The sequence below is a fragment of the Pseudomonas tehranensis genome, from assembly GCF_014268615.1.
Taxonomy (GTDB): Bacteria; Pseudomonadota; Gammaproteobacteria; order Pseudomonadales; family Pseudomonadaceae; genus Aquipseudomonas; species Aquipseudomonas tehranensis.
On record NZ_JABWQV010000003.1, the window covers coordinates 94102 to 105233 of the forward strand.

Consider the following 11132-nt stretch of genomic DNA (forward strand, 5'->3'; position numbering starts at 1 on the left):
TCGCTCGCTGATTGCTGTTTCCAGTAGCTGAGATACCTCTGGTGTCATTACAGGAGTTTTTGCCATCTCACGTTTCCTTTTGCTGTGAGATCACAAGGCTACTATTCATCAGCACTAGGCGTTACTGGGGATTCGTACAGGCGGAAAGCGGTGGTACAGTCGGCTCTTTAGGGATGAGGAATAGCCATGAGGATTATCAACTTCGTCGTCACTGCCATACTGGCGCTTGTGCTTGCAGGCTGCGCCGGGACTAACTTTTCGTATGATGATGCCAGGAAGGTCAAGGTCGGAATGACCGAGGACGAGGTTACTCAAATCATGGGGCCTCCGTACTCTGTGGTTTCCCGGGCTGACGGTCAGATGTGGATATGGAGCCATGCGAACGGAATGAGCGGAGCTAGCCGCGTGATTTCCTTCCGGATGGTGGACGGGAAGGTCGTAGAGGTGCCTGTGATTCCGTCCAGCTTCAAGTAGTTTCCAGAGATTGAATGCCGGCCCAGCCCACCCGCTGGGCTTTCTCATTTCTGATATCTTGTGGCCATCTTCCACAGGAGTGACCCCATGAGATTGTTCGTAGGCGCGATTTTGGCAATGTCCCTGGCAGGCTGTCTGGATGAAAGCAAGCCAGACGGCTTAGCAAAAGCGACAAAGGATGTTGAGGGGATTGTTATCGCGGCAAATTCACCAGATGCAGCGGTGAAATCGTGGTGGGCTGTAAAGGATGCGGGAATCCAACTAGATCGTGAGATCTGCACCGAATACATGAAGATGAGCAGCCCAAAGGACGAAAAGCTAAGGGATCTCGCTGCGGACTCGCTCCATTTTCGCACTGACTGCTCGGTGACACATTCCTATGAGAGGAAGATTGCCAAGGTGGATGTCGAGTCCGATACGCGAGCAGTCGTCAGTGCTGTTATCAGGAATATCGAGCCGCCAGAGCCCGGCTCTGAGATGGATGAATCTGACAGAAAAGCCAAAGAGGCTGGCGAGCGTTATCGGTACACGCTGGAAAGAGGAAAATCGACAGATGGCTGGAAAATCGCCTCAATAGAGCGATTCCCATCCTATGCTCGCGACTGGCAGGAGGCCTACTCGAAGCCAAAGCCTTCGAATAATCGATATGTTTTTGAGCAGTTTCAGTGAGAATAGTGATGATTAAGACTTTTATGTTGGCGCTAAGCCTGGCCCTGCTGGCGGCGTGCGCAACCTCTCCAGTTCCTTCCAGTGAAGCCGACCCAGTCCCATCGTCCAGGTTGTTTGCGTTCCAATCCCCGACGCAGGGTGATTCGACACTCGTTGTTACTCGGGACAAGGGCTTTGTCGGAGGCGGCTGCAACACGACGGTGAGCATCGACGGCCGCCGGGCGGCAGAAATCGGTACCGGCGAGACTGCGAAATTCCGCGTTACTCCAGGTGAACACATTGTCTCGGCATCATCCTGCGGGAGCGGCCTGAAAGAACGGGAAACCACCATCAAGGGCGGCAACACCAAGAAATTCAGGATATCCATAGACTCATCGATGAGCATGGACCTATCACCCACCATGCAATGACAAGAAGCCGCCTCCGGGCGGTTTTTTTACGTCCGGAGAAAAGCCTTGGCAGCCACACTCAGCAACAACCCAGCCATGACCGTTATTCTTCTTTCTGGCCCGCTTATCAAGCTCTTTGGCCGGGTTCACTATCGTGAGCTTGGCAGCAAGTCCGTGGGCGAGGCCTTCAAGGCGCTCAAGTGCACCTTGGAGGGCTTTGAGGCGGCGATTAGGGACCTTGAACGAAAGGGAATGCGCTTCGCGATCTTCCGGAACCGGAAGAACGTGGCCGAGAAGGATTTTGCCCTGGGCGGCGCGCAAGAGATTCGCATCGTCCCGGTTGTGTCAGGCAGCAAGCGTGCCGGTCTGCTCCAGACGATTATCGGTGCTGTGCTGATCGTTGCCGGCTCCTACTTCGGGCAGACGTGGGCCGTGCAACTTGGCGTGGGCCTCGTCGCCGGCGGCGTCATCCAAATGCTCAGCCCCCAGGCCTCTGGACTCAAGCAAAGCGCCGGCCCCGAGAATGCTCCGTCCTACGCCTTCGGCAGCGCCAAGAACACCACGGCGAGCGGCAACCCCGTGCCGATCTGTATCGGCGAACGCCGGTGGGGCGGGATGATCATTTCCGCATCGATCAACGCCGAAGACAAAGCGTAACCCTACCGCAGTACGCAGGCCGCCCATGAGGCGGTTTTTTTTGCCTGGAGGAAAGCATGGGCGCAGCACAGAACATCGAAATCCGCGGGGAGAAGGGCGGTAGCAGCAAGCCGAAATCCCCGACGGAAGCCAGCGACAGCCTACGCTCGACCAACGTGGCGAAAATCCTCATTGCTGTCGGCGAGGGTGAGTTCGAAGAGACGCCCACCGCAGCGAACATCTACCTGGACAATACCCCCATCAACGACGCCAGCGGCAACATCAACTTCCCGAACGTGAAGTGGGATTGGCGCTCCGGATCGGTTGATCAGACTTACATCCCGGGGATTCCGTCGGTAGAGAACGAGACCTCGCTGAACATCGAGCTTCGCAGCGATGCGGCCTGGGTTCGCTCTGTCACGAACATCCAACTGTCTGCCGTGCGCGTCCGCTTTGCCTGGCCCGCGCTCCAGCGCCAGGACGACCAGGGCAACATTGGCGGCTACCGGATCGAGTACGCCATTGATGTGGCAACTGACGGCGGTGCCTATCAGCAAGTCCTGACCGATGCCGTGGATGGCAAGACCACCACCCGGTATGAGCGCTCGAAGCGTGTTGACCTGCCCGAGGCAACCACCGGCTGGCAGATCCGCGTGCGCCGTCTGACAGCCAACCAGAACAGCAACAAGATCGCAGACACCATGCTGATCGCTGGCTTCACTGAGGTGATTGACGCCAAGCTTCGGTATCCGAACACCGCGCTGCTGTACATCGAGTTCGACGCCGAGCAGTTCACCAACATTCCGGCCGTCACCGTGAGGTGCAAGGCCCGGAAATGGCAGGTGCCGAGCAACTACGACCCGATCAGCCGCACCTACACCGGCACCTGGGACGGCAGCATGAAGCTGGCCTGGACCAACAACCCTGCGTGGATCACCTACGGCATCTGCATCGAGGATCGTTTCGGCCTGGGCAAGCGCATCAAGACGTTCATGGTCGACAAGTGGGAGCTGTACCGGATCGCCCAGTACTGCGACCAGTTGGTGCCCGATGGCCTGGGCGGTACCGAGCCGCGCTTCCTCTGTGACATGAACCTGCAGGGCAAGGCCGACGCCTGGACTCTGCTGCGGGATATCTCCGGCATCTACCGCGGGATGACCTATTGGGCCCAGGGCCAGCTCATCATGCAGGCCGACATGCCGCGCGCCCAGGACTTCGACTATGTCTTCACCCGGGCGAACGTCATCGACGGGAAATTCTCCTACGGCAGCGCCTCGGCTAAGACCCGCTACACCCGGGCGCTGGTCAGCTATGACAACCCGGCGAACAACTACGACACCGATGTCATTCCGTTTTCGGACCTGGACCTCCAGCGCCGCTACGGGGACCGGCCAACCGAGCTGAGCGCCATTGGTTGCACTCGCGCATCCGAGGCCCAGCGCCGGGGCAAGTGGGCGATCCTGAGCAACAACCTGGACCGCACTGTCACCTTCAAGACCGGCATGGAAGGCGTGATCCCGCTCCCGGGCCACATCATCCCAGTGGCTGACTCGCTGCTGGCTGGACGGGAGATTGGTGGGCGCATTTCGGCTGTGGCCGGTCGCGTTGTAACCCTGGACCGCGACACCCTAGCAAAGGCGGGCGATCGGCTGATTATCAACCTGCCAGGCGGACGCGCCGAAGGGCGCACCGTGCAGAGCGTTGCCGGCCGCGCCGTGACCGTTACCGTCGCCTACAGCGAGGCGCCGCGGGCACAGCATCAGTGGGCGCTTGATGCCGATGACCTGGCGATTCCGCTCTATCGCGTGCTGCGGACCAGGCGCACCACCGAGGGCGACTTCGAAATAAGCGCTCTGCAGTACGAACCGAGCAAGTTTGCCCACATCGACACAGGCGCCCGCCTGGAAGAGCGGCCAATCAGCATGATCCCTATCACCGTTGTGCCCGCGCCTGCGAGTGTCACAGTCGCGTCGACCTCTTCTGTTGTTCAGGGGCTGGCGGTGGCCACCATGACAATCAGTTGGCCCGCCGTGGAAGGAGCTGTGGCCTATGACATTGAATGGCGCAAAGACAGCGGGAACTGGATCAAGGTCCAGCGCACCGGCTCGACCAACGTAGACGTAGTGGGCATTTACGCGGGAGCCTACGTGGCCCGCGTCCGCGCGGTGAGTGCCTTCGACATCTCGTCGATCTGGCGTAACTCCGTGCTGACGGATCTCAAGGGCAAGGAGGGCTTGCCACCGGCGGTGTCGTTCCTGACGACAGCCTCGCTGCTGTTCGGCATTGGCCTCAAGTGGGGCTTTCCTGCTGGCGCCGAGGACACCCAGCGCACCGAGATCTGGTATGGACCGACGAACGTGCTGGCGAACGCCACCAAGCTGGCCGACCTGGCTTATCCCCAGAGCGACTACAGCCTGCAAAGCCTGCTGGCCGGGACCACGTTCTTTTTCTGGGCGCGCCTGGTGGACCGAACCGGGAACATCGGCCCATGGTATCCAGTCGGCAACGGCGTGCTGGGCCAGGCCAGTTCAAATGCCGGTCCGATCCTGGACCTGATCAAGGGGCAAATCACCGAAACGGAACTCGGCGAGGACCTTCTGACTGAAATCGAGAAGATCCCAGGCCTCCAGGCCCAGATCGATGCGCTCGACGACATCCTGCTTTATGACCCGGCCAAGACCTATGTCAAAAACGACATCGTTCGTCAGGGCCAGCGGCTGTACCAGGCCAAAGGGCCGGTGCCTATCAACACTGCACCGCCGAACATCACCTACTGGCTCGACGTGGGTCAGTCGGTAGAGACGGCCAACGGCCTGGCGCAGCAGGTGGCGACCAACATCACGGATATTTCCGAGATCGACGGCGTTGTGACCGCTCAGGCCAAGGCATTCGAAGCGTTGCGGGCGTCATATCGCGACGACAACGGGGAAGGAGAGCTGGCCGACGCCATTAAAGGCTGGACCAGCACGGCGGCTATTGCCCAGGAGACCAGCGTCCGGGCAAGCGAGAACGAAGCTACGGCGCGTCAATTGACGACCTTCGACGCACAGATAGCCGAGAACTCTGCGAATCTGACCACGCTGGAGGAGGTGGTAGCGACAAACCAGTCAGCAACCGCGCAACAGATCAGCCAGCTCAGCACCACCGTTGGCTCTCAACAAACCGCCATCCAACAGAACACGTCGATCATCAATGACGTGAACGGGAAAGTGAACGCGAACTGGTCCGTGAAGATGCAGTACAACTCAGGAACTGGGCAATACATCACTGCAGGCGTTGCCTTGGGCATCGAGAACGGCCCGGCCGGCCTGCAAAGCCAGTTCCTGGTGAGCGCTGACCGGTTCGCCATCGTCAATACCATCGCCGGCGGAGCCGTCTCGGTTCCGTTTGCGGTCCAGGGCGGCCAGGTGTTCATGAACTCGGCCTTCATCCAGGACGGCAGCATCACGATGCTGAAGATCGGCCAAGCCTTGCAGTCGGACAACTATGTTGCCGGCGTGCAGGGCTGGCGGCTGGATAAGGCCGGAAACCTTGAATTCAATGGCCCAGCCCCGGGCGGCGGACGACTCACCATGACAAACCGCGCCATCAAGGTCTATGACCAGAACGGCGTCAAGCGGGTGCAGCTTGGAGACCTCTCAGCATGACTTATGGGCTGGAGATCCGAGACGAAAATGGAAACGTAACTCTCGATCCATCGTCGTTCACGATGCGAGTTGTTTATAGCGGGGTTGTTACTGGAACTAACTCAGCTAACTTCCAAACAATATCAGTCCCCGGGATCACGCCAGCCAATAGCGCGGCGTTTGTCGTGCCGATTGGGAACTATAACGTTAGCGTCGATATGCAGTTGGAGACTGAAGTTATCAACGGCGCGGTTCGAGTCTATAGCTACATTCGAGGCAGGGAGCAATACAGCAGCACGACCAGTTCGACAATGCGACTAATTGTAATAAGGTTCTCCTGATGTCATTCGGACTAGAGTTCACAAACGACAGTAATGTCGTGACAGTTGATTCCGAGTTTACGCGGCTCGTCGTTCTGGCAAAAGGGACCTACCAGCCGACACAAGAGTCTGGGCTTGGGTCGGTTACGACTTTTCCTCGAACAATCACTAGTCAGGAGCCTCCGCTTGTTTTTATCCGGCCGGCAGGGAGCACCGGTATTGCCGGGCTGTGTCTGATGCATGTCATCGGATCGCCAGGTGCGTGGACCGGCTTCTATGTCCGCGCCTATGACGAGAACACGCTGCAGCCCAATGGGGCTTATTTTGCGTGTGGATTCGCAGCCACGGCGTTGGCGGATTACGGAATGCGCATTTGGGATGGTAATTCAAAGATGCTATTCGACAGCGGCACGCCTTACGCGAGGTTCACGCGCTCTTTCCAGAATTGGACATATGTAAAAACCGATACCACATCCCAAGGAACGCCACGAAATTATTATCGAGTGGATTTCAACTTTCCTGCTGGTGAGTACATGCTGATAAACACATTCAGCATGCCAATGCTTAACGACTCGCCATTTAATAGGGTCTTATATTGCTGGTGGGATTTTTCCGGGGGAAATCTGTATGCACTGACAGTTGGGCCCGGAAACCCGTTCGCATTCTTTCTTCCCGCAGTATTCGCAAAACTCTAAAGGATAACTTTCTATGCCCTGGTATAAATCGGGGACGGTCTCCGTCACCCTGAATTCCAACACAGTCACCGGTTCAGGCACTGCGTTTATCGTGAACTGCCGGGTTGGCGATGCTTTCCGCGGGCCAGATGGTCGGTGGTACGAGGTCACCAACGTGGCCAGCAATACCGCTTTGTCAATCGACCCGCCATACCTTGGTTCGACAGCGTCTGGTGGAAGTTACGCACTGGCGCCGATGCAGGGTTACGTGAAGGATTCGGCTGATGCCTTGCGATCTATTGTCACGACCTATGGCGCCCAGCTCGCTGCTCTCAAGACGACGGGCAACTACGACGTTCTGCCGGTCAGCAAGGGCGGTACCGGAGGCACAACGCAAGCTGATGCGCGAGCAGGGCTTGGCCTTGGAGCTGTCGCCTTGGACAGCGTAGTACCGGTGACAAGAGGGGGGACGGGTGGAACAACACAAGCGACCGCGCGTACAGGGCTGGGCTTGGGAACTGCCGCTACGGCAAATACCGGTACCGCCGCAGGCAACGTAACGTTAGTGGGGGCGTTTGGTCTTGGTGCCAGTTTCACCACGGGTATTCCCTCCACTGCGGACATCAGCGGTGCTTTGATTTCTCAGACTGGCATTTATCGATACATCAGCAGCACCGTAGGTCGCCCCACATTCAGTAACTTCGGATCGCTATTCAATGTGGCAATGGTCAACGATGCCAATGGCAACTACGGAACGCAGCTCGCTGTCGACTATGCCGCGGACAAAATCGGTTTTCGTCGCATCACCGGCGCATCCGGCTGGAGTTCCTGGAATGAGATTTACCACACGGCGAATACCACTCGAGGATCGGGGGGGGCGCTGTCCGCAGCTTCGCCCATCGTCCGTATTGCCAGTGTCTCGGGAAGTCAGCGCGGCGACTTGCTGGAGCAGACTTTCGAGGCCGCTGGGGAGTGGGGTGTGGCGAATGACGAGGCGCGGGGTGTGAACGTGCAGCGTATCTCCGTCGGTGAGTATCGCATCACCGGCGCCCTGGGCCTGGCGTTGGAAGGATGGCGTACACAGGACCCTTGCTCGCCAGATGGGGGTCGTACCTTGGGGATGAGCATCAGTGAAGAGGCCGCAGACGGTACGGTCACAATAAAGCTGTTCAAGCAGCGCTGGACGCTCTCTGACGACGGGGAAATGATCCCAGGTCCAGGCGCACCGATGGATGTTCCGCTCAACAGCTGGATCGATGTTCGACTCAATATGCCAGATGTTGAGCAACCGCCAATGCCAGAGAGCCTTGCGGCAGAAGCCATCTAGCGCTCACCCAACACAGCAACCCGCTATCGAGCGGGATTTTTTTGCCTGGAGAAAAGTTTATGAACGTAGCCGAAAGGGATCGCGACATCCTCGCGCGCACGCTGTGGGGGGAAGCTCGTGGTGAGAGTTTCGCCGGCCAGGTCGCCGTGGCCTGCGTGATCCGCAACCGTGTGAACGATGGCAAGGCCAAGTCCTGGTGGGGTGAAGGCTACGCCGGCGTCTGCCTGAAGCCGTACCAGTTCAGTTGCTGGAACAAGAATGACCCGAACTATCCCTACCTCAGCGGCGCAAAGCCTATCCCGCCGAAGCAGTTCGCCCAGACCCAGCGGGCGGCGGACCTAGTGATCTCCGGCCAGGAGCCCGACATCACCAAAGGCGCGACCCACTACTACGCCACTACCATGCCGAAGCCGCCGGCCTGGGCGAAGGACGCAACCGAGACCTTCCGCCTGGGCAACCACATCTTCTTCAAGGACGTCCCATGAATCCCGCCACGCTGAAGCTGCTGATCGCCGGTGTGGCGGTGGCGCTGATCCTGGCCATGAGCGCGACATGGAAGGTTCAGGGCTGGCGCTACGGCAAGCAGTTGGCGGAACAGGCCGGCCTACACCAGTCCGACCTGGACAAAATCGGCAGCGCGGCCTCAGCCCAGGTTCAGGCGGAGCAGGGCAAGCGTCTAGCCCTGGAACAGCGGCTGACCGCCAACGACCAAACCCACCACAAGGAACTGAGCGATGCTCAAACCAATCAGGCTCGCCTGCGCGATCGCCTTGCCACTTCTGATTTGCGGCTGTCAGTCCTCCTTGCCGAGGATCCAGCCAGTTGCAACGGAGTGTCTGCCGCCGCCGGCGCCGTCGGCGTGGTTCATGGAGCCCGTCGAGCCCAACTTGACCCGGCGCATGCTCAACGAATTGTCGCCATCACCGACGACGGAGACCGGGGGCTTATCGCGCTGAGAGCGTGTCAGGCATATGTCAGAGAAGTGAATCAGCGATAGGGCGGATCAGCTCAGGCCCTTGGTTCCGCACATTGCCTACCGCTCGATCGACCTTGAACCACTCGAAAGCCTCGGCCGGCTCCCCCTGCTGCAGAACGATCTGCTCGGCGCGCTCCTTTGGCGTGGCTGGGTCCAGCCACTCCCGGGCAAGGTATGCATCCAGCACCACCGGGCGGCGGTCGTGGATGTCGACCATGCCGCCCTGGCTGTCGACGGTGATGATCACGAAGCCGTCGTGCTCATCTGGCTCATGGTCACCGGTGGGGTACTGGCCGATGGCCGCGCAGAATATGGGGGCATGATCCCGCCTGCGGATCAGGTAGGGCTGTTTCTTTGGCCCACCCTCATCGACCCACTCGAACCAGTTATTGATCGGCGTGATAGCGCGGTTCGGCCAGATCGCCCGGTAGAATGGGCCATGGGCGACTTTCTCGACCCGGGCATTGATTGGTGCGGCGCGGTCCTTGGCCCAGTGTGGTCGCCAGCCCCAGCGGACCAGGTCGGCATGCAGCATGTCGCCTTCCTGGTGGAAGAGGGCGAGCTGCTGCGACGGCGCGCCGTTGTACTTCTCCAGCGGCAGGTCGCCGGCGGAATTGACCAGGGCATTCGGCATGCTCAGCGCCGCCACGAAGTCGTGAATGCCCGTGTACTGGGAGAGTCGTCCGCACATGTTCATTCCTCCGGCTTTAGAGTGTAGCTGGGCGGTTTAGGCTTCGGCGCGAAGCCGAGTCCACCGCAAGCCGCACAGTCGTCCCGCTTACCAAAGTGGTCCTGGCATGCCGAGCACGGAAGGAACTTTGCCATCTCAAAAAACGGCCTGACCTTTTCCATAATTGAAAAGTGCTTGTTCTCCATAGCCACCTGGACCACATCTAGCATCCAGCGGTACACATCTGGGTCCTCTGTGACCGGGTACACCACGCCCTCGACCATCCGCTCTGTCGCAACCAGATCGAATTGCCGACCGTCATCCAGGGTAAGGGTTAGCCCATCGATGCGACCGGTGGTATTGGCGTAGCTGAACTTCAGCACTAAGCCCGTCCCGTCCCGGCATACCTTGCCGTCGTAGGGTTGAAGTTTGTTTCCCCGATTGTTGTCGAGCGTCAAAATGGAATGAAAGACTTTCCCAAACCTAGGGCCGCCGCCTTTCGGCACCACGTCATAGCCGTAGGACGGACGGTAGAGGACAGGACATGCCTGCAACTCCTCCACGGCCAGCCAATAGGCAGCGTTCGCCATCTCGTCCATGTCGAACTGGTCTAGCTGGTCGATCAGGCCTTCTTCCGCCAGTCGGGCTGATATCTCATGTAGCGTGGACCTGTGTCTCTCTGGAGACTGCATCCGAAAATCGTGGTCATCGAGGGTGTCTCGCCAATGCTTGAGCCTTAGCGCTTTCGCCTGTTCGAAGTTCATGGTTGGGGTTCGCTTGCTGAATACTGTTTGGATGTACAGTAATCGAGGGGCGATGATTCGGGCGAGGGCTGGGCGACGAGCTGCGGCCTTTCAGTCAGATGACATCATTACTGCCAGGCTCATTTTGATGAATTCTTCGTTTAGGTCCAGGGTCGCCAAGGCTCCGCGCACATTGGCGGCCACCTGATTCGATCCCTGCCTGTCCGCCCAATTGGTCAGCTCCATGATGGCTGCTTCCAGGGCACGCTGGTTTTCGTTGATCTTCGAAAGCAATGATGGGAGCAGGTCGAGATTCTGCATTGGCGACTCCTACTTCGGAGAAATAAGCGTAGCAGTTCGGGGTAAGGGTGTTCGGTCGGCAGAACGCCGCAGGAGGGTGGTGATTTATGCAAGATCGGCATAAAGGAATGGCCAGATGGCTAATAAAATTCAGGCTGTTTCGGGATGCAATTGACGTAATTTCCGGTCCGCAATCATTTTAGGGGATGCGGAAACATTGGCTGATATAGCAATGATTTTAGGTTAATTGCGGACCAGAAAATCTATTGCACTCCACGGCCTGATTGATTTCCACTAAGGACTTAAAATCCCCCGCTCGTAAGGGCGT

The 11132-nt window shown here is 58.6% G+C and carries 12 protein-coding genes; 9 read left to right on the plus strand and 3 right to left on the minus strand.

From position 1 onward, the window contains the following. Positions 1–186: 186 nt before the first annotated feature. From HU811_RS02225 to HU811_RS02270, 9 genes are all read left to right on the plus strand, one after another. Positions 187–474, plus strand: coding sequence for an outer membrane protein assembly factor BamE (locus tag HU811_RS02225; protein WP_186653672.1), 288 nt, complete (start codon positions 187–189; stop codon positions 472–474). Positions 475–561: 87 nt separating this feature from the next. Next, positions 562–1143 (plus strand): hypothetical protein, encoded by a 582-nt coding sequence (locus HU811_RS02230; protein ID WP_186653673.1) that lies wholly within the window; start codon positions 562–564, stop codon positions 1141–1143. A gap of 8 nt (positions 1144–1151) precedes the next feature. Next, positions 1152–1553, plus strand: a complete 402-nt coding sequence (locus HU811_RS02235; RefSeq protein WP_186653674.1) for a hypothetical protein — start codon at positions 1152–1154, stop codon at positions 1551–1553. Positions 1554–1628: 75 nt separating this feature from the next. Further along, positions 1629–2189, plus strand: a complete 561-nt coding sequence (locus tag HU811_RS02240; protein ID WP_186653701.1) for a tail assembly protein — start codon at positions 1629–1631, stop codon at positions 2187–2189. Between the two features lie 56 nt (positions 2190–2245). After that, entirely contained in the window at positions 2246–5815 is a 3570-nt protein-coding gene (locus HU811_RS02245; RefSeq protein WP_186653675.1) for a TipJ family phage tail tip protein, read from the plus strand. Positions 5816–6134: 319 nt separating this feature from the next. After that, the gene (locus tag HU811_RS02250; RefSeq protein WP_186653676.1) at positions 6135–6809 is read left to right on the plus strand and encodes a hypothetical protein; all 675 of its coding nucleotides are present in this window, start codon (positions 6135–6137) and stop codon (positions 6807–6809) included. A gap of 13 nt (positions 6810–6822) precedes the next feature. Beyond that, positions 6823–8115, plus strand: coding sequence for a phage tail fiber protein (locus HU811_RS27325; RefSeq protein WP_225248364.1), 1293 nt, complete (start codon positions 6823–6825; stop codon positions 8113–8115). Between the two features lie 59 nt (positions 8116–8174). Further along, positions 8175–8600 carry a cell wall hydrolase gene (locus HU811_RS02265; protein ID WP_186653679.1) on the plus strand — a complete coding sequence of 142 codons (426 nt, stop codon included), beginning with the start codon at positions 8175–8177 and terminating at the stop codon, positions 8598–8600. Then, a complete protein-coding gene (locus HU811_RS02270; protein WP_186653682.1) occupies positions 8597–9112 on the plus strand; it encodes a lysis system spanin subunit in 516 nt (171 codons plus the stop codon). The genes HU811_RS02265 and HU811_RS02270 overlap by 4 nt, the downstream gene beginning before the upstream one ends. Here the strand turns inward: HU811_RS02270 and HU811_RS02275 are convergent. The 3 genes from HU811_RS02275 to HU811_RS02285 form a co-directional block, all read right to left on the minus strand. Continuing rightward, entirely contained in the window at positions 9090–9782 is a 693-nt protein-coding gene (locus HU811_RS02275; protein WP_186653684.1) for an SOS response-associated peptidase, read from the minus strand. The two genes, HU811_RS02270 and HU811_RS02275, sit on opposite strands and share 23 nt — an antisense overlap. A gap of 2 nt (positions 9783–9784) precedes the next feature. Then, entirely contained in the window at positions 9785–10525 is a 741-nt protein-coding gene (locus tag HU811_RS02280; RefSeq protein WP_186653687.1) for a hypothetical protein, read from the minus strand. Between the two features lie 90 nt (positions 10526–10615). Further along, positions 10616–10825 carry a hypothetical protein gene (locus HU811_RS02285; protein WP_186653690.1) on the minus strand — a complete coding sequence of 70 codons (210 nt, stop codon included), beginning with the start codon at positions 10823–10825 and terminating at the stop codon, positions 10616–10618. Positions 10826–11132: the final 307 nt, after the last annotated feature.

Bases quoted from the DNA above. Each gene is read 5' to 3' on its own strand.
- HU811_RS02225 (WP_186653672.1), top strand. From the start codon at position 187: ATGAGGATTATCAACTTCGTCGTCACTGCCATACTGGCGCTTGTGCTT.
- HU811_RS02230 (WP_186653673.1), top strand. From the start codon at position 562: ATGAGATTGTTCGTAGGCGCGATTTTGGCAATGTCCCTGGCAGGCTGT.
- HU811_RS02235 (WP_186653674.1), top strand. From the start codon at position 1,152: ATGATTAAGACTTTTATGTTGGCGCTAAGCCTGGCCCTGCTGGCGGCG.
- HU811_RS02240 (WP_186653701.1), top strand. From the start codon at position 1,629: ATGACCGTTATTCTTCTTTCTGGCCCGCTTATCAAGCTCTTTGGCCGG.
- HU811_RS02245 (WP_186653675.1), top strand. From the start codon at position 2,246: ATGGGCGCAGCACAGAACATCGAAATCCGCGGGGAGAAGGGCGGTAGC.
- HU811_RS02250 (WP_186653676.1), top strand. From the start codon at position 6,135: ATGTCATTCGGACTAGAGTTCACAAACGACAGTAATGTCGTGACAGTT.
- HU811_RS27325 (WP_225248364.1), top strand. From the start codon at position 6,823: ATGCCCTGGTATAAATCGGGGACGGTCTCCGTCACCCTGAATTCCAAC.
- HU811_RS02265 (WP_186653679.1), top strand. From the start codon at position 8,175: ATGAACGTAGCCGAAAGGGATCGCGACATCCTCGCGCGCACGCTGTGG.
- HU811_RS02270 (WP_186653682.1), top strand. From the start codon at position 8,597: ATGAATCCCGCCACGCTGAAGCTGCTGATCGCCGGTGTGGCGGTGGCG.
- HU811_RS02275 (WP_186653684.1), bottom strand. From the start codon at position 9,782: ATGTGCGGACGACTCTCCCAGTACACGGGCATTCACGACTTCGTGGCG.
- HU811_RS02280 (WP_186653687.1), bottom strand. From the start codon at position 10,525: ATGAACTTCGAACAGGCGAAAGCGCTAAGGCTCAAGCATTGGCGAGAC.
- HU811_RS02285 (WP_186653690.1), bottom strand. From the start codon at position 10,825: ATGCAGAATCTCGACCTGCTCCCATCATTGCTTTCGAAGATCAACGAA.